This window comes from Paraburkholderia sp. Ac-20336 (assembly GCF_017105025.1).
Lineage (GTDB): Bacteria > Pseudomonadota > Gammaproteobacteria > Burkholderiales > Burkholderiaceae > Paraburkholderia.
In genome coordinates this window covers 14433-37981 of sequence record NZ_JAAGPS010000034.1, presented here as the reverse complement: position 1 = coordinate 37981, position 23549 = coordinate 14433, and the positions used below count along the sequence as shown (strand labels likewise).

Genomic DNA, 23549 nt, shown 5'->3' with positions numbered 1-23549 from the left:
AGCGCCGTGCATTCACATCCAAGAGCAGATTCGCAAACGCGTCGAATGTAACCTGGAAATGAAAAACGGGCGCTGCATCATGCAGCGCCCGTCGACGTTTCAGCCATGCTTCTACCGGAACCTCGTCCCGGCAGAAACGGCATCAGCCCTGTTGCTTCACCTCGAGCCGGAACTTGTGCAGCAGCGGCTCCGTGTAGCCGCTCGGCTGCTGGCGTCCCTCGAACACGAGCGCCTGCGCGGCCTTGAACGCGATCGTGTCGTAGCCCGGCGCCATCGGCTGGTAAAGCGGGTCGCCCGCGTTCTGGCCGTCGACGACCTTCGCCATGCGCCGGAACGTCTCCTCGACGAGCTCGCGCTGGATCACGCCGTGATGCAGCCAGTTGGCGATGTGCTGGCTCGAAATACGCAGCGTCGCGCGGTCTTCCATCAGGCCGACATCGTGAATGTCCGGCACCTTCGAGCAGCCGACGCCCTGGTCGATCCAGCGCACCACGTAGCCGAGAATGCCCTGGGCATTGTTGTCGACCTCGGCGCGGATTTCCGCGTCGCTCCACTGCGCCTTTTCGACGACCGGAATCGTCAGCAGGCCGTCGAGCAGTTCGTCGCGCACGCTCGCATAGTCGGTGCGTTCGAGTTCCTGCTGAACCGCCTGCACGTCGACCTGGTGATAGTGCAGCGCATGCAGCGCGGCGGCGGTCGGCGAGGGCACCCATGCGGTGTTCGCGCCGGCCTTCGGATGCGCGATCTTCTGTTCGAGCATCGCGTGCATGAGGTCCGGCATCGCCCACATGCCCTTGCCGATCTGCGAGCGGCCGCGCAGGCCCGCGCTCAAACCGACCAGCACGTTGCTGCGCTCGTACGCGGCGATCCACTGGCTCGACTTCATGTCGCCCTTGCGCATCATCGGGCCCGCTTCCATCGCCGTGTGCATCTCGTCGCCGGTGCGATCGAGGAAGCCCGTATTGATGAACGCGACGCGCTCCGACGCTTCGGCGATACAGGCGAGCAGGTTCACGCTGGTGCGGCGCTCCTCGTCCATGATGCCCATCTTGATCGTGTTGCGCGGCAGCTTCAGCAGGTCTTCGACACGCGCGAACAGCTCGCTCGCGAACGCGACTTCGGCCGGGCCGTGCATCTTCGGCTTGACGATATAGATCGAGCCGGTGCGCGAATTGAGCTTGTTGTTACGGTCGTGCAGCGCGCACAGCGTCGTGATGACCGCGTCGAGAATGCCTTCCGGAATTTCGTGGCCGTCTTTCGTGAGCACGGCCGGGTTGGTCATCAAATGGCCGACGTTGCGAATGAACAGCAGCGAGCGGCCATGCAGCACGACCGGCGCGGCGCCGTTCGCGGCGACGTACACGCGGTCTTCGTTCAGGCGGCGCGTGAAGGTCTTGCCGTTCTTCGTGACCTCTTCGGTCAGGTCGCCGTTCATGAGGCCGAGCCAGTTGCGATAGAGCTGCACCTTGTCGTCGGCATCGACGGCCGCCACAGAGTCTTCGCAATCGATGATCGTGCTGACCGCCGCTTCGACCACGACGTCCTTCACGTGCGCGGCATCGGTCTTGCCGATCGCGTCGTTGGCGTCGATCTGGATGTCGAAGTGCAGGCCGTTGTGCTTGAGCAGCACCGACGACGGCGCGCTTGCCTCGCCCTGATAGCCGATGAACTGCCCGGGCGTCTTCAGCGCGCTCGTGCCGTTCTTCAGCGTGACGACGAGCTGGCCGCTCTCGACGCCATAACGCGTTGCATCGGCGTGCGAGCCGTTCGCGAGCGGTGCGGCTTCGTCGAGGAACTTGCGCGCATAGGCGATCACGGCCGCGCCGCGCACCGGGTTGAAGTCCTTGCGTTTTTCGGCGCCGTTCGTCTCGGGAATCGCGTCGGTGCCGTACAGCGCGTCGTAGAGGCTGCCCCAGCGCGCGTTCGCCGCGTTCAGCGCATAGCGCTGGTTCGACAGCGGCACGACGAGCTGCGGGCCGGCCTGTTCGGCGATTTCGCTATCGACGTGGTCGGTCGTCGCTTTGACCTGGGCGGGCACCGGCACGATATAGCCGATGCTTTCGAGAAACGCGCGATACGCGCGCAGATCGCGCACCGGGCCGGGATTGGCGCGATGCCAGTTGTCGAGTTCGGTTTGCAGGCGGTCGCGCTCGGCCAGCAGAGCGCGGTTTTTGGGCGCCAGCTCGTGCACGAGGGCGTCGAAACCCGACCAGAAAGCGGCGCTGTCGAGTCCGGTGCCGGGCAGGGCTTCGGTTTCGACGAACTGGTCGAGATTGGCGGCGACCTGCATTGCGCCGCGCGGGTTCATCTGGGTCATCGACTGCTCCATCAGTTTGAATGGGACCGGCGAGGGGGCACCGGTCCGGGCTTGACAAAATTGCACTACGGGATTGCTCTACGCACTCGCGTCAGACCGCGAGCGCCTGAATGCCGGCCTTCGCGATCTGCACGTCCTGCTCCGACTTGACGCCCGACACGCCGACCGAGCCGATCACCTGGCCGTCGACGATGACCGGCACGCCGCCTTCGAGCGTGCCGAGCAGCGGTGCGCTCAGAAACGCGGTGCGGCCGTTGTTGATCATGTCCTCATACACCTTGGTCTCGCGACGGCCGAGCGCCGCGGTGCGCGCTTTCTCGGTCGCGATGTAGGAGCTCGCCGGCGCGCAGCCGTCGAGACGCAGCAGCGCGAGCGGATGGCCGCCGTCGTCGGCGACCACGATGGCGACGGCCCAGCTGTTTTTCTCGGCTTCCGCGCGGGCGGCGTCGAGAATGCGGGTCGTGTCGGCCACGCTCAATACGGCTTTGCTCAGCATGATGATTGTCCTGTCTCGGTGAGGGTAGGGAAGCGTCTAACGGTTTCTTGTCCGGTGAGCGGCGCGGCGGCGTTGCCGAGGCGCGCGATGAGGGCCGGGCGTGGGCCCTCGGGGGCCTCTCGGCGGCGTCGGGTCTCGATCCGGGCGCCTTCCGGCGGCCTTCCCGCGCGCGTGATGCCCGGGGATTTTACGTCCAAGCGCGCCGGGGCGATACGGCGGCTTCCCTGGGCGCGAGGCAAGCCGCCGGCGCCGCGCCCGACAACCCCGGCCTCCCGCACACGACGCACACCGGCTTCGGCGCTACTGGAAGCCCGCATGCGCGGCGTCTTACAATCGCCTCTCGACCTTAAAAACGCGCTTTTCACGCGCCGTACCGATCATGCCGACCATCCGCGAACTGTTTGTTTATCCGATCAAATCCTGCGCGGGCATTGCGCTCGACGCGGCGCGGCTGTTCGCGACGGGCCTCGAATACGACCGCGGCTGGATGGTCACCGACCCGCACGGCGCGATGCTCACGCAGCGCGCGTATCCGCGCATGGCGCTGATTCGCGTCGAGATCGGCGCGCAGGAACTGATTATTCGCGCGCCCGGCATGAGCGAGTTGCGCACGCCGCTCGATGCCGCGCGGCTTGGCGCCGCGCCGAAGGTCGAGACCGTGGTGTGGCGCGATGCGGTCTACGGCCTCGACACCGGCGCGCAAACCGCCGCGTGGTTTACGGACTTTCTGGGGCAGCCCGCGCGGCTCCTGCGCTTCGATCCGGCGCGCGAGCGCAGCGTCGATGGCGATTACACCGCGAGCGTCGGCGGCGCCACGACCTTGTTCGCCGATGGCTTTCCGCTGCTGGTGGTCGGCCAGGCCTCGCTCGACGACCTCAATGCGCGCCTGAACGGCAAGGGCGCGCCGTCGATCGGGATCGACCGTTTTCGGCCCAACATCGTGCTCGACGGACTCGACGCCTACGAGGAGGACTATGTGGAGACGCTAAGCGCCGAGGCGCAGGCGCACGGCGAAGCGGGCGTCGAGTTGCGGCTCGTCAAGCTATGCACGCGCTGCCCGATGCCGACCATCGATCAGGCGCGCGGCGCGCCCGATCCCGACTGGCCGAACGAGCCGACCGATACGATGCTCGGCTATCGCGGCAGCACGCGCTTCGACGGCGCGGTCACGTTCGGCAACAACGCGCTCGTCGCGAGCGGCAGCGGCGCATGGCTGCGGGTCGGGCAGCGGATCGAGGCGGAGTTGGGGTTTGGCGATTGAGCGGTGCGATCAGCGTTGCCCGGTTGAACCCGTGCGGGATGGCTGGGTGTTTCTAACTGCATGTGCATGTGCATGTGCATGTGCGGTCGCTGCCGCTGCTGTTGACTGCATGAGCGTGGCGTCAATGCATGCCCCATCGAGCAGCCGGTAGGTCGCCCGCTACTTTTCCCCACTGCGTCACCGATCCGCATCACAACGAGATTGCCGGGCTGCCGAAGCCCGTGCTCGCTCCCGGAACTCGCCCTGACTCCCCCCGCATGCAGGCTCGTATCGCGCACGCGCACAGTGCTGCGTCGCACCATCGCTGTGCCTGGCCGCCTCGGAACGCATCGCCTCAGCCCATTCTTCCGGACACGCCCGATCCGGCGCAAAGTCCCACCGCACGGTGCTCAAACGCACCTTGAGCGCAGGTTTCGCGCGATTGGCACAGCCTTTGCGTTAAGCATCGCCAGCTACTCAAGGACATCGCGCTCATGAAAATCATCGTTATCGGTCACGGGATGGTCGGCCACAAGCTGGTCGAATGCCTCGCGCAGGACGGCGCGCACAGCCTCGATATCACGGTGCTCGGCGAGGAATCGCGGGCGGCCTACGATCGCGTGCATCTGTCCGAATTTTTCGCGGGCAAGACCGCCGACGATCTCTCGCTCGTCGAGCCCGGTTTCTTCGAGCGCCACGGCATCCGCCTGAAGCTCGACGCGCAAGTCGTCGCGGTCGATCGCACCGCGCGCACGGTGACGATCGCCGGCGGCGAAACGCTGCCCTACGACCGGCTCGTGTTCGCCACGGGCTCGTATCCGTTCGTGCCGCCGGTGCCGGGCCGCGAGCGCGCCGATTGCTTCGTCTACCGAACCATCGACGATCTCGAAGCGATGCGCGAATGCGGGGCGCGCGCGAAGACGGGCACCGTGGTCGGCGGCGGCCTGCTCGGTCTCGAATGCGCGAAGGCGCTGCGCGACATGGGCCTGCAAACGCACGTGGTCGAATTCGCGCCGCGTCTGATGGCGGTGCAGGTGGACGAGGGCGGCGGGCGCGTACTGCGCAGCCGGATCGAAGACCTCGGCGTGACCGTGCACACGCAGAAGAACACCACGGCGATCGTCGACGGTGAAGCGGCCACGCATCGCATGCAGTTCGCGGACGGCAGCCATCTCGACACCGACATGATCGTGTTTTCCGCGGGCATCCGTCCGCGCGACGATCTCGCGCGTGCCTGCGGGCTCGAACTCGGTGCGCGCGGCGGCATCGCGATCGACGATACCTGCCGCACGAGCGATCCGCACGTCTATGCGATCGGCGAATGCGCGCTGTGGAACGGCCAGGTGTTCGGGCTCGTCGCGCCCGGCTACGAGATGGCGCGCGTGGTCGCGAAGCAATTGCTCGGCACGGCCGCCGCTTTCGCGGGCGCCGATATGAGCACCAAACTGAAGCTGATGGGCGTCGACGTCGCGAGCATCGGCGACGCGCACGGCAATACGCCGGACAGCCGCACCTGGCAGTTCAGCGACGAACGCAAACAGATCTACAAGAAGCTCGTCGTGTCCGGTTGCGGCAAGCATCTGCTCGGCGCGGTGATGGTCGGCGACGCGAGCGAATACGGCACGCTCCTGCAGATGATGCTGAACCGTATCGAACTACCCGAAGCCCCCGAATTCCTGATCCTGCCGCAAGCGGACGGCAACGCGAAACCGGCGCTCGGTGTCGAGGCCTTGCCGGCTGCCGCGCAAATCTGCTCGTGCAACAACGTCTCGAAGGGCGCGTTGTGCGCGGCCGTTTGCGCGGGCGCGGCCGATATCGGCGCGTTGAAAAGCGCGACCGGCGCTGGCACGTCGTGCGGCGGCTGCGTGCCGCTCGTCACGCAGGTGATGAAAGCCGAGATGAAGAAGCAGGGGCTCGCGGTCAACAACCACCTCTGCGAACACTTTCCGTATTCGCGCCAGGAGCTCTATCACCTCGTGCGCGTCGAGGGTCTGCGCAGTTTCGGCGCGCTGCTTGCGAAGCACGGTCACGGGCTCGGCTGCGATATCTGCAAGCCGGTCGTCGCGAGCATTCTCGCCTCGTGCTGGAACGAATTCGTGCTGAAGAAAGAGCACGCGTCGCTACAGGACACCAACGACTACTACCTCGCCAACATCCAGCGCGACGGCACCTACTCCGTCGTGCCGCGCATGGCGGGCGGCGAAGTGACGCCCGATGGCCTGATCGCGGTCGCCCAGGTCGCGAAGAAATACGGCCTCTATACGAAGATCACCGGCGGCCAGCGCGTCGATCTGTTCGGCGCGCGCGTCGAGCAGTTGCCGTCGATCTGGGAAGAGCTGATCGCAGCCGGCTTCGAATCGGGCCATGCGTACGGCAAGTCGCTGCGCACCGTGAAGTCGTGCGTCGGTTCGACGTGGTGCCGCTATGGCGTCGGCGATTCGGTCGGCCTCGCGGTCGAACTCGAGAATCGCTACAAGGGACTGCGCGCGCCGCACAAGATCAAGTTCGGCGTCTCGGGCTGCACGCGCGAATGCGCGGAAGCGCAGGGCAAGGACGTCGGCGTGATCGCGACCGAGAAGGGCTGGAATCTCTACGTGTGCGGCAACGGCGGCATGAAACCGCGCCACGCGGAACTGCTCGCGGCGGACCTCGATCACGCGACGCTCGTGCGCTATATCGACCGCTTCCTGATGTTTTACGTGCGCACCGCCGACCGTCTGCAACGCACGAGCGTGTGGCGCGACAACCTCGAAGGCGGGCTCGACTATCTGATCGACGTGATCGTCAACGATCGCCTCGGTGTCGCCGCCGAACTCGAAGCGGAGATGCAGCACGTGATCGACACCTACGAGTGCGAATGGAAGAAGGCTGTCACCGATCCCGAGACGCGCAAGCGCTTTCGCCATTTCGTCAACAGCAGCGAAGCCGACGGCCATGTCGCGTTCGTCGAGCAACGCGGCCAGATCCGGCCGGCGACGCAAGCCGAGCGGCAGACGCGGCTCGGCGAGAGGCCGGTTATTCCGGTGGTTGCCGAGACGGTTTGACGGCGCCGCTGCTGCTGTTCCGTTGTTATTCCGCTGTTTGTCTACTGTTCGCCCGCTGTTCGCCCGTAGCTTTCCCGCTTGTTCGACGATCTTTCAACGAGGACCCGAGCCATGAAAAACGACTGCCTGCCGCGCCCCTGGACCGCGATCTGCCCACTCGACGACATCGTGCCGAACACCGGCGTCTGCGCCCTAGTGAACGGCGCCCAGGTCGCGGTTTTTCACGTGGACGACGGCGCGGACGACAGCACCGTCTACGCGATCGATAACTTCGATCCGGGTTCGCATGCGGCGGTGCTGTCGCGCGGGCTGGTCGGCAGTGTCGGCGAGCGCATCGTCGTGGCGTCGCCGATCTACAAGCACCACTTCGATCTGCGCACGGGCGAGTGCATCGAGACGCCGTTGTATTCGGTCAGCGCCTTCGCCGCGCGCGTCGAAAACGGCCAGGTGTGGGTCGCGGTTTGACGCGGAATTCGCGCATGTCCGCCACGAACGTAAAAACCGTGTGTCCGTATTGCGGCGTCGGCTGCGGCATGGTGCTGCACGTCGAGGACGGCCAGGTCGTGAAGATCTCCGGCGACCGCGAGCATCCGGCCAACTTCGGCCGGCTCTGCACGAAAGGGCAGTCGGCGCACATCGCGCTGCGTCAATCGGGCCGCCTCGAAGGCGCGTTCGTGCGCCGCGCGCGCGGCGAAGACCCGGTGCCGCTGCCGATGGCGCAGGCGCTCAGCAGCACCGCGGCGCGCTTGCGTCGCCTGCTCGACGAACACGGTCCCGATGCGTTGTCGTTTTACGTGTCGGGACAGATGTCGCTCGAAGCGCAGTACCTCGTCAACAAGCTCGCGAAGGGCTTTATCGGTACCAACAACATCGAGTCGAACTCGCGTTTGTGCATGGCGAGCGCGAGCAGCGGCTACAAGCTGTCGCTCGGCGCGGACGGGCCGCCCGGTTCGTACGACGACATCGATCACGCGGACCTGTTCTTCGTGAGCGGCGCGAATATGGCCGACTGTCACCCGATTCTGTTTCTGCGCATGATGGATCGCGTGAAGGCGGGCGCGAAGCTGATCGTCGTCGATCCGCGCCGCAACGCGACCGCCGAGAAAGCCGATCTGTTTCTGCGGATCAAGCCCGGCACCGATCTCGCGCTGCTCAACGGCCTGCTGCATCTGCTGCACGAAAACGGCGCGACCGATGCCGCGTTTATCGACGCCTTCACCGAAGGCTGGGACGCGATGCCCGCGTTTCTCGCCGACTACACGCCGGAGAACGTCGCGCGCATCACGGGCCTCGCGGCCGACGACATCCGCCGTGCGGCGCAGATGATCGGCGCGGCGCAAGAGTGGATGAGCTGCTGGACCATGGGCCTCAATCAGAGCACGCACGGCACCTGGCACACGAACGCGATCTGCAATCTGCATCTGGCGACCGGGCGCATCTGCCGGCGCGGCAGCGGACCGTTCTCGCTGACGGGGCAGCCGAATGCGATGGGCGGCCGCGAAATGGGCTACATGGGGCCCGGCTTGCCGGGGCAGCGCTCGGCGCTCGTCGCGCAGGACCGCGCGTTTGTCGAAGACCTCTGGGACATTGCGCCGGGCACGCTGAAACCCGACGCGGGCACGGGCACGATCGACCTGTTCGCGCGGATGGCGGCGGGAGAGATCAAGGCGTGCTGGATCATCTGCACGAATCCGGTGGCGAGTCTCGCGAACCGGCAGAACGCAATCGCCGGTCTGCGTGCGGCCGAACTCGTGATCGCGCAGGACGCGTTCCTCGACACCGAGACCAACCGTTACGCGGACGTGCTGCTGCCCGGCGCGCTGTGGGCCGAGGCCGAAGGCGTGATGATCAATTCCGAGCGCAATCTGACGCTGATGCAGAAGGCGCTCGAACCGCCGGGCGCGGCCTTGCCCGACTGGCAGATCATCGCGCGCGTCGCCTGCGAAATGGGCTTTGCCGATGCGTTCACCTATGCGAGCGCCGACGCAGTATTCGACGAGATCGCGCGCGCGTCGAATCCGGCAACCGGCTACGACCTGCGCGGCGCGAGCCATCGCCGCCTGAAGGACACGCCGCTGCAATGGCCGCTGGCTTCCGCAGATTCGGACTCGCGCAATCCGGTTCGTTATCTGAACGACGGTGTGAGCCAAACGTTGCGGCTCGCCGCCGATGGCTCCCGTCCACGTCTCGCGTTTCCGACCGCGAGCGGCAAGGCGAAGTTTTTCGCGCGGACCTATGCGCCCCCGGCCGAATTGCCGGACCACGCATTCCCGATCGTCCTGAACACGGGCCGCGTGCAGCATCAATGGCACACGCTGACGAAGACCGGCAAGGTGGCGATGCTCAACAAGCTGAACCCGGGTCCGTTCGTCGAGATTCATCCCGACGACGCGGCCGCGCTCGGCATTCGCGCGAAAGACCCGGTCGAGATCCGTTCGCGCCGGGGCCGCGCGGTCCTGCCGGCCGTCGTGACCGAGCGCGTCAGCGCGGGCCAGTGCTTTGCGCCGATGCACTGGAACGACGTATTCGGCGACGACCTCTGCATCAACGCGGTCACGAACGATGCGACCGACCCGATTTCTCAGCAACCCGAACTGAAATGCTGCGCGGTGGCGTTGAGTCCGGTGACGGTTCCGGTCAGCGCCGATGACGTTGCGGACGCATTCGAGCGCCGCGCCGAGGCCGTTACTAAGACTTCTGCCGATGCCTCTGCCGAAGCCTGTGCGGATGCACACACAGCAACGCCGACCGCCAGCGCCAAGGACCTACCCATGCCCCGTATCGAAGCCCTCACGAGCCTGCTGCAACTGCGGCCCGAGCCGGCGCCGTCGCTCAGCGAGGCCGAGCATGCGTATCTGGCCGGCTTCGTGAGCGGCTTGCGTTCGGCCGAAGCGCAGGGCATCGAGAGCGTGCCGGTGCTGCCGGGCAGCGCGCCGTTCGACAGCGCGAAGCGATGTTACGTCGACGGTTTGCTCGCCGGTCTTTATAGCCGCAGCATGACGAACACCGCTTCGTCCGCGGCATTGACCGGCAGCGCACTGGCGACGCGGGGCGCGGAACCGCGCGAAGCCGGCGCGCCCAATATACGGATCGTCCGCGCGCGTCCGAAGGTCACCTTGCTGTGGGCCTCGCAAACCGGCAACACCGAATCGCTGACCGAGCGCTACGCGACGCATCTGATGGAATCAGGCTTTGAAATCCGCACCGCGTGCATGGCGGACTATCCGTTCGCGACGCTCGCGAAGGCGCAATACGTGCTGCTGATGACAAGCACATTCGGCGACGGCGACGCGCCCGACAACGCCCAGGACTTCTGGACGCAGTTGCAGGCCGACACGGCTCCCAGGCTCGACGGCGTGCGCTTCGCGGTGCTCGCGCTTGGAGACCGCAACTACGACCCGTTCTGCGGCCACGGCCGCCGGCTCGACGAAAGGCTCGCCGCGCAGGGCGCGCTGCGTCTCGCCGCGCGCGTCGATTGCGATACCGACTACCAGGAGGTGGCCGATGCGTGGCTCGAACGCGTGATCGCGCGCATCAAGGAAGAAGACGCGGCGCTGCATGCGGTGCCGCCGGGCGGCATGATCAACGCGGTGGTGCCGGGCATCGTGCCGACGAAAGCGCGGCCGGCCGCCTCGCGCCTCGTCGGCAATCTGCGCCTGAACCGGCAGGGCGCCGCGAAGGACACGCGCTACGTGTCGTTGCATACCGCCGAGGCGAACCTCGAATACGAAGCCGGCGATGCGCTCGGCGTGTGGCCGAGCAACTGCCCCGAGCTCGTCGACGAACTGCTGACGCTGAGCGGCCTGCCGCGGGAAGCGCCGGTACAGGTCGCGGGGCTCGGCGAGATGCGGCTCGCCGATGCGCTCGCGAGGCACTACGAGATCGCGCGGCCGAGCCCGGAAGCGCTTGCGTTTGTCGCCGCACGCAGCCGCGACGGCGCGCTGCGCGATCTGCTCACGCCCGCGCGCAAGGCCGATCTCAAGCAATGGCTATGGGGACAGCAGCTTGCCGACGTGCTGCACGAGTTTCCGGTGAGCCTCACGGCAACCGAACTCACGAGCGTGCTCAAACGCCTGCAGCCGCGGCTCTATTCGATCGCGTCGAGTCCGAAAGCGCATCCGGGCGAAGTGCATCTGACCGTTTCGGCGGTGCGCTACAGCAATGGGCGGCGGCATCGCAAAGGCGTGTCGTCGACGTTTCTCGCGGACCGCGCCGACGAGACCGACGTGCCTGTTTTCGTGCAGACATCCGCGCATTTCCGGCCGCCTCGCGAGGCCGGCACGCCGGCGATCATGGTCGGCCCCGGCACCGGCATCGCACCGTTTCGCGGCTTTCTGCACGAGCGGCGCGCACGCGGCGACCGGGGTCGCAACTGGCTGTTTTTCGGCGAGCAGCATGCCGCAAGCGATTTCTACTATCGCGACGAACTCGAAGCGATGCGCGCGAGCGGCCTGCTGACGCAACTCGACGTCGCCTTCTCGCGCGATCAGGCCGACAAGGTCTATGTGCAGGACCGCATGCGCGAGCACGGTGCGCAACTGTGGGCATGGCTCGAAGACGGTGCGCATTTCTACGTGTGCGGCGACGCGAACCGGATGGCGCGCGACGTCGACGCGGCGCTCAAGGACGTGATCGCGACGCACGGCGGCATGAGCGAGGAGAGGGCGCTCGAATACGTGAGCCGCCTCACGCGTGAAAAGCGTTACGCCCGCGACGTGTATTGATCGCGCTGCGCCATGAAGCGTGACGCAAGCGCGCCGGCACACATGGCATGAGGCTTGCATATTCATGCGCGACGGCGGAATGAGCAGCTCGCGCATATCGACGCGCGCTGCAACGAATCCGATCGTTCGACGACAGGCAATCAGTTTGATAAGGATCTCTGATGAACAACGTGATGAACTCTCTTAAAAGCGGAGACTGGCGCGCACTCGTTGCCTGCTTTCTGTATTTCGACACCGGCTTTACCGTCTGGGTACTCTATGGACCGCTCGCACCGTTCATCAGCAAAAGCATCGCGATGACGCCCGCGCAACAGGGCCTGCTCGTCGCGGTGCCGGTGCTCTCGGCGGCGATTCTGCGCGTGACGCTCGGCAATCTCTATCAGTCCGCGCATGGCAAGCGCATTGCGCTGATGGGCGTGCTGCTCTCGGCCGTGCCGACGCTCGTGCTGCCGTCGTTGCAAACGGTGCCGTCGTACGAGATGCTGCTCGTGCTCGGCGTGTTCCTCGGCGTCGGCGGGGCCAGCTTCGCGGTGGCGTTGCCGATGGCCGGCAGCAACTATCCGCCGAAAGTGCAGGGGCTCGTCCTGGGACTCGCGGCGGCCGGCAATATCGGCGCGGTGCTCGACGGCTTCCTGTTTCCGCAACTCGCGACACGCTATGGCTGGCAGATGGCCGCCGGCGGTGCCTTGCCGCTGCTCGCGATCGCCGCGATCACGCTGTATTTCTGGGCCAACGACGCGGGCGTCAAGAGCGGCAGCGTGCTGCGCGCGTTCGGCAGCTTCGCGGCAACGCTCGTCGGCCTGATCGTGCTCGTGCTGTTCGTCGAAGCGGGGCTGTTCGGCGCCGGCAAGAGCGGCGTGCTGCTGTTGCCGGTGATCGGCGCCTTGCTCGCGATCGCGGTGCTGCCGAAGCGCTATCGCTCGGTGCTCGGCGAGCGCGATACGTGGGTCATCATGCTTGTCTACAGCATCACGTTCGGCGGCTTCGTCGGCATGTCTTCGTATGTGTCGCTGCTGCTGACGAGCCTCTATCAGCTGAGCAAGATCGACGCGGGTCTGTTCATGGCGCTGCTCGCCGCGACCGGCGCGATGGTGCGTCCGCTTGGCGGACTGATCGCCGATCGCGTGTCCGGCGTGCGCGCGCTGACCGTGCTGCTCGCGATCATCGCCGTGTGCGACTTCGTGTTCGCCGCCGCGATGCCGTCGCTCGCGGGTGGCATCGCGCTGCTGCTGTGCCTGTACGTCGCTTTCGGGCTCGGCAACGGCGCGACGTTCCAGCTCGTGCCGCATCGCTGGGCGGGCCGCACGGGCCTGATGTCGGGCATCGTCGGCGCGGCGGGCGGTATCGGCGGCTTCTATCTGCCGGTCGTGATGGGTATCGCCAAGGAAAGCACGGGCAGCTATCAGATGGGCTTCGCGACGTTCGGCGCGCTGGCCGCCTGCGCGTTCCTCGCGATCGTCGCGCTGCGCCGGCCGTGGATGGCCTGGTCGATGCACACGGGCGTCATGCACACGCACGTCGCCGAATAACGCGCCGAGAAATGTGCCGAGAAACGTGCGCCGGGAGAGGGCCTGCTCCGATGCAGGCTCTCATGGCGATGCCTCAAAAAAAGCGCAGCCAAACACTTGCATATCGCGGGTCGTGTTTCTAATATGCAGTCAGGAGGCTGCATATGAACTCATCGACCGATCGCATCGAAAAACAGATTCTGCTGAATGCGCCGCGCTCGCGCGTTTGGCGCGCGCTCTCGAACGCCGAGGAATTCGGCCAATGGTTCGGCGTGAATCTGACCGGCAAGCAGTTCGTCGCCGGACAATCCGTGCAAGGGCACATCACCTATCCGGGCTACGAGTATCTCGTCATGGACGTGTTCGTCGAACGCGTCGAGCCCGAGCATCATCTGTCGTGGCGCTGGCATCCGGCCGCGGTCGATATGGCCGTCGACTATACCCCCGAGCCGACCACGCTGGTCGAATTCGATCTGAGCGAGGTCGGCTCCGGCACGCTGCTGCGCGTCGTCGAATCGGGCTTCGATCGATTGCCGCTCGCGCGTCGCGAGGCAGCGTTCCGTCTGAACGACGGCGGTTGGACGCAGCAGATGGGCAATATCGAACGACATGTCGCCCAAGGCTAAGGCCACGCCGGCGCGATCGGGCCTCAAGGCCGCGACGCTGCGCAACTGCGCGCCGGTGTTCGCGGCGCTCGGCGACGAAACGCGTCTGCGTTTGCTCGCCGCCCTGTGCGCGGGCAGCGCGATGTCGATCGCGCAACTGACGGCCGGCACCGAGATCACACGGCAGTCGGTCACGCAGCATCTGCAGGTGCTGGCCGACGCGGGCCTCGTGCGCGACGTGAAGGTAGGGCGCGAGCGCCTGTGGGCGTTCGAGTCCGCGCATCTCGATGCGGCGCGGCGCGCGCTCGACGCGATTTCGCAGCAATGGGATCAGGCGCTGCTGAAGCTGAAGGCCGCCGTGGAACCGTGAATGGCGCGGCGGATTAAAGGGCGACGAATGTTGAATTCGCCTTTTAGATCCGGGTTCTAAAACGGGATTTTCAATCGAAATACAACAGCCCGTGAACGACGCCACATGCGCCCCGGATTTTTTAAGGGGTCAAGACGCAACGACAACCCGGACACGGCCCGCTCACGCCCCAACCACCGAGCCCCGCCGGATCGGCCGCGCCAGCGGTTTTCAAACAGTCCCACCGAACGCCACCGGCTCCGAGGCATCGAGCTAGCAGATTGGCGAGCCAAAAAAAAGAGACAAATTTGCAACGGTGAAATATTTTACGAATAATCCGTTACGCATCCTGCGATCTTGTAAGTGGATGCTATAAACCGGAAGCCAAAATATTCAACTTCAGGGACAAGAAGAATGAAACGCAACGTGTGGAGTGCGGGACTGTGGGGTGGCGCGTTCCTGGCCGGCGGCATGCCGGTCTACGCGTGGGCGGCGTGCTCGCCGCCCAACACGTCGCCGTCGAGCAATGCGACCATCGCCTGTAGCGGCGCGAGCGTGCCGTCCGTCGTGGCGATGACGGGCAGCACCAATGTCACGATCAATCTCGATAGCACCGCGAGCGGCAGCTATGTGCTCTCCAGCACGGCCACGCCGTTTTCCGTCGATACATCGAGTTCGATTACCAATAACGGCAATCTTTCGCTGTCGGGTAACGGCACGGGCGTCGCGAATCGCGGCGCGATGCTGATCGGCATGAGCAGCGGCAATACCATTACCAACGGCGCGAGCGGCGTCATTTCGACCACGGGCGCCTACAACGACGGCATCGCCGCGAACGGCGACAACAACACGCTCGTCAACAACGGCACGATTACCACGAGCGGCGCGAACTCGTACGGCATGACGGCCGCGTGGGGGCAAAGCAATACCGGCGCGTCGGGCAATACGCTCATCAATACCGGCTCGGTGACGACCTCGGGCAGCAACGCGCGCGCGGCGTCATTGCTCGGCGGCAGCGGCACCATCAACAACAGCGGCACGCTGACGGCCTCGGGCAGGGACAGCACTTCGGTCTACATGCAGGGCAACAACGATACGCTCGTCAACAGCGGCACGATTCGGACCACCGGCACGGCATCGAGCAGCGGCAACGTCGACGCGGTGGTGTCGAACACGATCGGCAGCTCGTTTACGGCCACCATCACGAACGAGGCGGGCGGCCAGATCATCAGCGACAACGGTATCGGCGTGCGCTCGACCAACGGCAATACGACGATCACCAACGCGGGCCTGATTCAGGGCGGCGGCGGCACGGCCATCAAGAACGGCAACGGCAACGACTCGCTGATCCTGCAAACGGGCTCGCAGATCATCGGCACGGCCGACGGCGGCGGCGGCGCCAATACCGTGCAGCTGCAAGGCAGCGGTACCGCGTCGAACGCGTTCGTGAACTACCAGAGCCTGACGATGGCGGGCACCGACTGGACGTGGGCCGGCACCGGCACGTTCGCGACCGCGCTCGTGCAGAGCGGCACGCTGAACCTGACCGGCACGCTCGGCACGACGACCGCCACGGTCGTCGCGACCGTCGATAGCGGCGCGACCTTGCAGGCGAATGCGGCGAACCTGCCGCTCTCGGTGACCGACAACGGGCTCGTGCGCTTCCAGCAGGACAGCGGCGGCACCTACACCGGGCTCATCTCCGGGACGGGGGCGGTCGAGAAAACCGGCGCGGGCACGCTGACGCTCGCACCCGCGGCGGCGGGCGGCAACACCTACTCGGGCGGCACGACGATCACTCAGGGCACGCTCTCCGTCGCGGCCGACAATGCACTGGGCGCAGCGACGGGCGCGCTGACGCTCAACGGCGGCACGCTGCAACTCGGCGCCAGCTTCGATCCGGCGGCCAGCCGCGTGCTGTCCATCACCGCGAACAACGGCACGATCGACACCCAGGGGTTCCAGTCCACGATCGCGCAGAACATCACGGGCGCGGGTTCGCTCACGAAGCTCGGCACCGGTACGCTCACGCTCAATGGCACCGCCAACAGCTACGCAGGCGGCACCCAGGTCGACGCGGGCACGCTGGTCGTGGGAGACGCGGGCAATGCAGCCGCGCTGCTGTCGGGCGGCGGGCCGGTCGGAGTCGCAACGGGCGCGACGCTCGGCGGCTATGGCGGCGTGAACGGCAACGTCACGAACAACGGCACGATCGCGGTGGCGAATGCAATCACCAGTCTCGCGAGCGGCCCCATCGGCAATTTCCAGATCAACGGCAATCTCACCAATGCGGGGCTCGTGCGGCTCGGCGGCAGCGGCGTGGGCAATACGCTGACCGTGGCGGGCAACTATGTCGGCCAGAACGGGGCGATCGCACTGAACACCTATCTGGCGGGCGACGGCGCGCCCTCGGACCGGCTCGTCATCAGCGGCGGCACGGCAAGCGGCGCGAGCACGCTGAACGTGACGAACGTCGGCGGCCCGGGTGGCGAGACGCTCGCCAACGGCATCGAGGTCGTGCAGGCCGCGAACGGCGCGACCACCGGCGCGAACGTGTTCTCGCTCGCGGGCGGGACCGTCAAGGCGGGGGCCTACGAGTACTACCTCGCGAGAGGCGGTGTCAGTGCCGGCACGGGCGACAACTGGTATCTGCGCAATACGATTCCGGAAGCCACCCAGCCGCCGATCACCACGGCGCCGGGCACGCCGGAGTCGATCGTCGACGAGGTCGACAAGGCCGAAGAGGGCACGCCGGTCTACCGCACCGAGGTGCCGCTTTATACGGAAGCGCCGAGCGTGGCGCGTCAATTGGGTCTCCTGCAGATCGACACCTTCCACGACCGCCAGGGCGAGCAGGGCCTGCTGACCGAAAACGGCCGCGTTCCCGCTGCATGGGCGCGCGCGTGGGGGGCGTACAGCAATATCGCGCAGGGCGGCACTGTGAAGCCCTCGTTCGACGGCTCGGTGTGGGGCATGCAGGTCGGCCAGGACCTCTACGCGGACACCCGCGCGGACGGCTCGCGCAATCACTATGGCTTCTTCCTCGGCTTCGCGCGCGCGGTGGGCAGCGTGAACGGCCTCGCGCTGGAGCAGTACGACTACGATGCCGGCTCGCTGCAGGTCAATTCGTACAACCTCGGCGCCTACTGGACGCACATCGGCGCGGGCGGCTGGTACACCGATGCGGTCGCGATGGGCAGCGCGCTCACGGTACGCACCCATTCGACCGACGGCATCGGCGGCTCGACCGACGGCAACGCGTTTACGGGTTCGCTCGAAGCGGGCTTGCCGATCGCGCTGGCGCAAGGCGTGACGCTGGAGCCGCAGGCGCAGCTGGTGTGGCAATGGCTCGGGCTGAGCCGGTTCAACGACGGCGTCTCGGACGTGAACTGGAATAACGGCAACACCTTCCTCGGCCGCCTCGGCGCGCGCCTGCAATGGGCATTCGACGCGAACGGCGTCAACTGGAAGCCGTATCTGCGCATGAACGTGCTGCGCTCGTTCGGCGCCGACGACAAGACCACCTTCGGCGGCGTGACGACGCTAGGCACGCCGGTGGGGCAGACCATGGGGCAGGTCGGCGTGGGCGTCGTCGCGCAACTGACGAAGCGCGGCAGCGTATTCGTGACCGCGAGCTATCTGACCAACCTCGGTGGCGAGCATCAGCGCGTGATCGGCGGCGACGCCGGCGTGCGCTGGGCGTGGTGAGCGTGCGTGAACATGCGTGAGCGTGCATGAAGGGGCCTCTTGAGGGAACTTCGACCCGAGGGGCTCTGATAAGCGGGGATTGAGGCCAGGGACTGGATTGCGGGGCTGAAACCGCAGGACTGAAACCCGTGACCGGGAAGAGGGAGCGGGACGCGGGACCGATGCCGGGAGCCCTGCCGGGAGGGCTCCGCTTCCAGGGGAGGCTAGTCTGCGAGCCGCTTGTCCGCGAGCGCGTTCTGGCAGTCGGCCAGCACCTGTTTGAGCAGCCGGGCTTGCGGGTCGATTTCGTCGGTATCGAGAATTTCTTCGACCGCATCGCGCGCCCAGTCGGCCTCGACGAAGCGCGCGTGGCGCCGCGCGATTTCGACCGCGGTGGCCGACAGCTTCGCGATAGAAAGCCAGTCGGCTTCGCGTGCGCGGCGATCGAGCCACTTGTGCGCGGACTGCACGTGAAACGCCGCGTCGGGCCAGTCTTCGTTCAGATAATAAGCGCCGAGGCTTCCGCACGTGAGCCAGCACAACAGCTCGAGGCGGTCACGGGGACTCAGATGTTGGCGTACATCACTCATGGCGACGCTCGCTGCGGTAAATGGCTTCCCGGTGAGGACGGCGCTGCGCCATCCCCGGCTTTCATCAAACGCTTTAATCAAACATTAGCACGCGCTCTTCCCGGGCGGCAATTCCTGACCTACCCTGGCGCGCAGCATGGCCGCGGGCCAGGGTAGGAGCGGGGAATGCGCGGCTCGCAAGGCCGATGAGCCCCGCGTTTGCCGCTCGAAATAGCCTGCCCGGAATGGCCTCGTGTGCCTTGTTTGCCGTTTTCCGAAGTCCTTTTTCCGAAACCCCGCGGCCCAACGAGGCCTGACTACCCGCGCAACTCGGTCCCCAAGGCCGTCGCCGCGCCGGCGAACGTGGAGGCCATCGCCGCGTAGTGGTGCCACTCCAGCTTGTGGCCGAGCCGGAAGACCATGAAGGCGTTGCTGAGCGCCATTCTCAGGGCTTCCATCATGAGCCGGTCGGTGGTGACCGACGGGGTGGCCTTCAGCGGAGCCTCGGGAATTTGGCCCTTCAGCTTGCTGCCCATTTCGGCGAGTGTCGTCGAGATCGTCAGCGGCACGAACTCGATGGGCAGGAACCGGGTGTTGCGTCCCCAGTCCTTGGCGAACTGGAGGACCGGGTTGTCGTTCTCGCTGTCGAGGCCGATTTTCAGAACACGCATCAAACGCCCGTCCTCGGGTTTCGCGCCGCCGAGGAACTGGCCGAGGTTGGCGAGGTTCTGCCCGATAGAGGACGTCAGGCCCGCGATCGCGGCGCGGTTGTTGACGTTCGACAGCCACTGGTTGCCGGTGGGCGGCCCGATGAAGCTCAGCAGCAGGCCGGTCGCGCCCAGGCTGGTCATGCCGCGCAGGAACGCAGTCTCGTGCGTCGTGAGGTTCTTCGACGCCTTGGTCACCGCCTCTGCCATCTTTGTCGCATCCTGGAACACCGTCTCGATCTGGGCCCGCAGTCCGTCGTTCTTGGGCAGGCTGTTGCTCACGTCAGTCGCCGCCTTCCGGATCGAATCGAGGTCCTGCTTGAATTTCTCCATCTGCGCCTCGTGATCGTGGGGCGAGACGGACTGCAACATGGCCCGGCTGGTTTCCATTGCCGCCGCCTCGGCGATGTCCTGCGCCGATCCGGCCGGGGCGGTGAGGGCCCGATGCACGCCGGACATGGAGTCGAAGGCCCGGACGATGTGCGCCTGCATGGCCGGGACCTGACTCGTCCACAAGTCATTAATCAGGGTATTCACATCGGTATTACCGCGCCCGCCTTGCGTCACGAGCCCGCGGCCGTCTTCCAGGTCGATGTCGGATGCTTCGATCGGAAGAGCCCCGGCGGGTGCCTGCTGGCTTTGGGCCGCTCTCAGCTCGTCGGTATTGACGAATTCGATGGGCTGTCCGGCCTTATCGCTGCCGCCGCGCAGATGGCCGATGGCGCCGAGGACCGGCTTGTTCAGCGCGCCCGTCTGCAGCACGCCGCCCAGCCCAACCAGCCCGAAGCCGGCGATCTGCCCGAACGAGGGGGCGGCCTGTCCGCTCGCCGCATTGGTTCCGAATTGCCCGGCGAGTGTAATGAGCTGATCGATGGCCTGGCCGAATCCCTGGATCGTTTTGATATCTCCGCCGGCTTTGGCCCAGCGCCTCGGCCCATCGGTACCGGGGATGTACTCGCCGACCCCGGCGAGGGTCAGGGATAGCAGGATGCGCTGCGTGACCAGCAAGGCGGTTTTGGCGGTGGTTTCGAACGCGCTGGCCTTGCCCGGGAGGATGGCCTCCACGCCGTACCAGGCACCGAACTTGAACCCCATCGCGATGGCAACTTCCGCGGCGGCGATCGCTTTCTGCACCGGAGTGGACTTCAGCCATTCGGTCCAGCTGCGACTCTTCGCCGTGTCGGCCTTGCCGGACCCCAGGGACTGGGTCAGGTGGTCGCGCAAGTGGTCCAGCCCCTGTTTTTGCAACTGCATCATGGATATCCAATGCTGGACCTCTTCAAGATGCCGGATCTGGGTGTCGTGCGGGACGGCACGATCCGCCTTGTTCAACGCCGCCCTCACACGGCCGTGCATCTTGCCGATGTCGCGCAGCGAATCCGTCAATGTCCTGGACAGATCGTCGAGGTTGCTCAGCATCGTTTGCGCTTCTTCATGGCCGAGGCGCGCGAGCTGACCGGTCGACATATTCTGCAGTTCGATCTCGGGCGCCGTGCCGGCGCTCGCACCGGTGGCAGCCGGCGTCGCGGCCTCCGTCGAGGAGCGTTCCCGGCCGGACAGAGGCAACGACCCGCGCGGCCTGTTGGCGGTGGCCAGGCTCGGGTTCGAACTCGGGCCCGAGTTCGTCGCGTCGCCCGAGTTCTGTGCCGTGTCCTGCGCCGGGTCTTGCGACCTCGCACTGTTCTTCCTGCTGGTGCTGCGCGCAGGCAGGTGCGAGAAACGATCGTCCTGCGATCCTCGGGGCTGGACGGACGGAGTCGTCGTTCGTCGCGCGTCCTGAACGTCGTTGTCGTGCCCGGATGAGAGCACGCTGGCGGCTGCGCTGGAATCGCTGAAACGGGAGGAGGAGGTGCGGATTTCGGGCATGATCGGATGTCGGGTTGGGGAGTGGGACAAACGGCCTGTCCATCACCACTCCGGCCTGACGATCGGAAAAGATCGCGGACCCTGCACGCAGACTCATGCAGTGCTCGATGTGAACATACGGCTCGTCGACTATCGTTGCGAAAAAGACTGGCAGCGATAGTCGGCCTCCTGACGATTTCGTTCTTCCCTGGTCGCGAAATTACGGACGATAATCCGAATCCATCGGCTCAACCTCGCTCCACCCATAACAACCCATGCTGCGAATACTCGGCAAGACCACCTCGATCAACGTGCGCAAGGTGCTGTGGACCTGCGCGGAACTCGGACTTGCGTTCGAACAGGAAGACTGGGGCTCGGGCTTTCGCTCGACCGAGGTCGACGCATTTCGCGCGCTGAATCCGAACGCGATGGTGCCGGTGCTGTGCGACGGCGACTTCGTGCTGTGGGAGTCGAATTCGATCATCCGCTACCTCGCCAACCGTTATCGCGGCGCGTGGCTTTATCCCGCCGATCCGTGCGAGCGCGCGCGTTGCGATCAATGGATCGACTGGCAGGCGAGCGAGCTCAATCGTTCGTGGAGCTACGCGTTTCTGGCGCTCGTGCGGCGCTCGCCCGAGCATCAGGACCCGCGGCAGATCGAACTGTCACGCGCGAACTGGGCGAAGCATATGGGGATCGTCGAGCAGCAGCTCGAACGCACGGGCGCGTATATCGCGGGGCAGGCGTTTTCGCTCGCGGATGTGCCGATCGCGTTGTCGGCCAATCGCTGGCTCGACACGCCGATACGGCATGACGATTTTCCGGCGCTCGCCGCGTATATGGCGCGGCTGGCCGGGCGGGACGGTTATCGCGCGTATTGCCGCAACGGCACGCCTTGATTGGCAAGCTTTTACGCTTGGGTTTTCGGCGCACGGTGTACTGCATGAGGTGTGCTGCGCGCGATGTACTGCATGAGGTGGCAGAGCGGGTCATGCAGCCACACCGCATGCAGCCACACCGCGAGCGCGGCGAAGAACCGCAGTAGGGACGAGACCAACCGGAACGCAACACCGGGAGCGGAATCGACAGCTCGACTCCGCGCCCTCGCTCCATCAAACCTGCACGAGATTCGGAATCTGCACGTCCGGGTTGACGTCCGCGTCGTAATCGACGCCCTTCATCTCGAAGCCGAACAGACGCAGAAAATCGCTCTTGTAGCCGGCGAAATCGGTCAGTTCGTAGAGGTTGTCGTTGGTCACCTGGTTCCACAGTTCCTGCACGCGGCCTTGCACCTGCGGATCGAGTTCCTTGTAGTCGGCACGCAGACGGCCTTCGTCGTCGAGATGCGGCTGGCTGCCGTAGAGGCTGTCCTTGTAGAGGCCGTAGACCTGCTCGATGCAGCCCTCGTGCGTGCCTTTTTCCTTCATGACCTTGAACAGCAGCGACAGATAGAGCGGCATCATCGGGATCGCCGAGCTGGCCTGCGTGACGACCGCCTTCAGCACCGCGACGCGTGCATCGCCGCCCTTGGCCGCGAGCTTTTCGCGAATGCCGAGCACCTTCTGGTCGAGGTCCTTCTTGGCCGCGCCGATCGAGCCGTTCCAGTAGATGTCGTGCGTGATCTTCTCGCCGAGGTAGGTGAACGCGGTGGTTTTCGCGCCGTCGGCGAGCACGCCGGCTTCGGCCAGCGCGTCCATCCACATCTGCCAGTCTTCTCCGCCCATCACCGCGACTGTGTGCGCGATTTCTTCCGGCGTGGCCGGTTCGAGCATGGTTTCCTTGATGACTTCCTTGTCGGTGTCGATGCCGCGCAGGTTCACTGCCTTGCCGATCGGCTTGAGCACCGAGCTGAATACCTCGCCCGTCTTCGGATGCTGGCGCTTCGGCGCGGCGAGGCTATAGACGACGAGATCGACCTGGCCGAGATCGCGCTCGATGGCTTCGATCGTGCGCGCCTTCACCGCGTCGGAGAACGCATCGCCGTTGATGCTGGTCGCGTACAGGCCTTCGGCCGTGGCGAACTTCTCGAACGCCGCGGTGTTGTACCAGCCGGCCGTACCCGACTTGGTTTCGCTGCCGGCGCGCTCGAAGAACACGCCGAGCGTCGCCGCGCCCGAGCCGAACGCGGCGCTGATGCGGGCGGCGAGACCATAGCCCGTCGACGCGCCGATCACGAGCACCTTCTTCGGGCCGTTGGCGATGGGGCCGCGTGCCTTCACATACTCGATCTGCTCCTTGACGTTGGCTTCGCAGCCGGTCGGATGGGTCGATACACAGATGAAGCCACGCACACGCGGTTTGATGATCATGAAGCACCTCTTGTCGGAATTGCCGACATTATAGTGGCGCCGCCGCCGTGGCCGGGCATTCGCGCGGGGGCGGGTCGGCGCCGGTGCAGCGCGTGTTGCCACTCCGCGCAGCGCCGGGCAGCCTCAACCGAACCGTCCGTACGTGCGGA

14 protein-coding genes are annotated in these 23549 nt (G+C 65.8%); 9 read left to right on the top strand and 5 right to left on the bottom strand.

The window, feature by feature from the left end; genetic code table 11:
- Window positions 1–142: 142 nt before the first annotated feature.
- Window positions 143–2317, bottom strand: a complete 2175-nt coding sequence (locus GXB81_RS13065) for a malate synthase G (RefSeq protein WP_205989337.1) — start codon at window positions 2315–2317, stop codon at window positions 143–145.
- A gap of 91 nt (window positions 2318–2408) precedes the next feature.
- Entirely contained in the window at window positions 2409–2813 is a 405-nt protein-coding gene (locus tag GXB81_RS13060) for a heme-binding protein (RefSeq protein WP_167282838.1), read from the bottom strand.
- A gap of 379 nt (window positions 2814–3192) precedes the next feature.
- Here GXB81_RS13060 and GXB81_RS13055 point away from each other — a divergent pair, with 379 nt between their 5' ends.
- The 8 genes from GXB81_RS13055 to GXB81_RS13020 all read left to right on the top strand — a co-directional run bounded on the left by GXB81_RS13055 (window position 3193) and on the right by GXB81_RS13020 (window position 17991).
- On the top strand, window positions 3193–4074 hold the full coding sequence (locus GXB81_RS13055) for an MOSC N-terminal beta barrel domain-containing protein (protein ID WP_205989336.1): 882 nt from the start codon (window positions 3193–3195) through the stop codon (window positions 4072–4074).
- 473 nt (window positions 4075–4547) lie between these two features.
- Window positions 4548–7097 carry a nitrite reductase large subunit NirB gene (gene nirB, locus GXB81_RS13050; RefSeq protein WP_205989335.1) on the top strand — a complete coding sequence of 850 codons (2550 nt, stop codon included), beginning with the start codon at window positions 4548–4550 and terminating at the stop codon, window positions 7095–7097.
- 111 nt (window positions 7098–7208) lie between these two features.
- Window positions 7209–7562, top strand: a complete 354-nt coding sequence (nirD, locus tag GXB81_RS13045; protein ID WP_205989334.1) for a nitrite reductase small subunit NirD — start codon at window positions 7209–7211, stop codon at window positions 7560–7562.
- 14 nt (window positions 7563–7576) lie between these two features.
- Window positions 7577–11821 (top strand): bifunctional nitrate reductase/sulfite reductase flavoprotein subunit alpha, encoded by a 4245-nt coding sequence (locus GXB81_RS13040; protein ID WP_205989333.1) that lies wholly within the window; start codon window positions 7577–7579, stop codon window positions 11819–11821.
- A 161-nt stretch (window positions 11822–11982) separates the two neighbouring features.
- Window positions 11983–13350, top strand: coding sequence for an MFS transporter (locus GXB81_RS13035; RefSeq protein WP_205989332.1), 1368 nt, complete (start codon window positions 11983–11985; stop codon window positions 13348–13350).
- A 143-nt stretch (window positions 13351–13493) separates the two neighbouring features.
- Entirely contained in the window at window positions 13494–13955 is a 462-nt protein-coding gene (locus GXB81_RS13030; RefSeq protein ID WP_167038172.1) for an SRPBCC family protein, read from the top strand.
- A complete protein-coding gene (locus tag GXB81_RS13025; protein WP_167038170.1) occupies window positions 13939–14304 on the top strand; it encodes a metalloregulator ArsR/SmtB family transcription factor in 366 nt (121 codons plus the stop codon). Before GXB81_RS13030 ends, GXB81_RS13025 begins: the two co-directional genes overlap by 17 nt.
- A 393-nt stretch (window positions 14305–14697) precedes the next feature.
- Entirely contained in the window at window positions 14698–17991 is a 3294-nt protein-coding gene (locus tag GXB81_RS13020) for an autotransporter outer membrane beta-barrel domain-containing protein (protein WP_205989331.1), read from the top strand.
- A 203-nt stretch (window positions 17992–18194) separates the two neighbouring features.
- Here the strand turns inward: GXB81_RS13020 and GXB81_RS13015 are convergent, their stop codons facing one another.
- Both GXB81_RS13015 and GXB81_RS13010 read right to left on the bottom strand, forming a co-directional pair.
- Window positions 18195–18560, bottom strand: a complete 366-nt coding sequence (locus tag GXB81_RS13015) for a hypothetical protein (RefSeq protein ID WP_167038166.1) — start codon at window positions 18558–18560, stop codon at window positions 18195–18197.
- A 296-nt stretch (window positions 18561–18856) separates the two neighbouring features.
- Window positions 18857–21112, bottom strand: coding sequence for a hypothetical protein (locus tag GXB81_RS13010; RefSeq protein WP_205989330.1), 2256 nt, complete (start codon window positions 21110–21112; stop codon window positions 18857–18859).
- A 254-nt stretch (window positions 21113–21366) separates the two neighbouring features.
- Here GXB81_RS13010 and GXB81_RS13005 point away from each other — a divergent pair, with 254 nt between their 5' ends.
- Window positions 21367–21990 carry a glutathione S-transferase gene (locus GXB81_RS13005; protein WP_205989329.1) on the top strand — a complete coding sequence of 208 codons (624 nt, stop codon included), beginning with the start codon at window positions 21367–21369 and terminating at the stop codon, window positions 21988–21990.
- Window positions 21991–22203: 213 nt separating this feature from the next.
- On the opposite strand, the gene fabV is transcribed toward GXB81_RS13005, so the two are convergent.
- Window positions 22204–23400, bottom strand: coding sequence for an enoyl-ACP reductase FabV (fabV, locus tag GXB81_RS13000; RefSeq protein ID WP_205989328.1), 1197 nt, complete (start codon window positions 23398–23400; stop codon window positions 22204–22206).
- Between the last annotated feature and the right edge of the window lie 149 nt (window positions 23401–23549).

What these genes read in the sequence shown, in the direction of transcription:
- GXB81_RS13040 (WP_205989333.1), top strand. Translation starts at nt 7,577, where the DNA reads ATGTCCGCCACGAACGTAAAAACCGTGTGTCCGTATTGCGGCGTCGGC.
- GXB81_RS13065 (WP_205989337.1), bottom strand. Translation starts at nt 2,317, where the DNA reads ATGACCCAGATGAACCCGCGCGGCGCAATGCAGGTCGCCGCCAATCTC.
- nirB (WP_205989335.1), top strand. Translation starts at nt 4,548, where the DNA reads ATGAAAATCATCGTTATCGGTCACGGGATGGTCGGCCACAAGCTGGTC.
- GXB81_RS13025 (WP_167038170.1), top strand. Translation starts at nt 13,939, where the DNA reads ATGTCGCCCAAGGCTAAGGCCACGCCGGCGCGATCGGGCCTCAAGGCC.
- GXB81_RS13005 (WP_205989329.1), top strand. Translation starts at nt 21,367, where the DNA reads ATGCTGCGAATACTCGGCAAGACCACCTCGATCAACGTGCGCAAGGTG.
- GXB81_RS13010 (WP_205989330.1), bottom strand. Translation starts at nt 21,112, where the DNA reads ATGCCCGAAATCCGCACCTCCTCCTCCCGTTTCAGCGATTCCAGCGCA.
- GXB81_RS13030 (WP_167038172.1), top strand. Translation starts at nt 13,494, where the DNA reads ATGAACTCATCGACCGATCGCATCGAAAAACAGATTCTGCTGAATGCG.
- GXB81_RS13015 (WP_167038166.1), bottom strand. Translation starts at nt 18,560, where the DNA reads ATGAGTGATGTACGCCAACATCTGAGTCCCCGTGACCGCCTCGAGCTG.
- GXB81_RS13060 (WP_167282838.1), bottom strand. Translation starts at nt 2,813, where the DNA reads ATGCTGAGCAAAGCCGTATTGAGCGTGGCCGACACGACCCGCATTCTC.
- fabV (WP_205989328.1), bottom strand. Translation starts at nt 23,400, where the DNA reads ATGATCATCAAACCGCGTGTGCGTGGCTTCATCTGTGTATCGACCCAT.
- GXB81_RS13035 (WP_205989332.1), top strand. Translation starts at nt 11,983, where the DNA reads ATGAACAACGTGATGAACTCTCTTAAAAGCGGAGACTGGCGCGCACTC.
- GXB81_RS13055 (WP_205989336.1), top strand. Translation starts at nt 3,193, where the DNA reads ATGCCGACCATCCGCGAACTGTTTGTTTATCCGATCAAATCCTGCGCG.
- nirD (WP_205989334.1), top strand. Translation starts at nt 7,209, where the DNA reads ATGAAAAACGACTGCCTGCCGCGCCCCTGGACCGCGATCTGCCCACTC.
- GXB81_RS13020 (WP_205989331.1), top strand. Translation starts at nt 14,698, where the DNA reads ATGAAACGCAACGTGTGGAGTGCGGGACTGTGGGGTGGCGCGTTCCTG.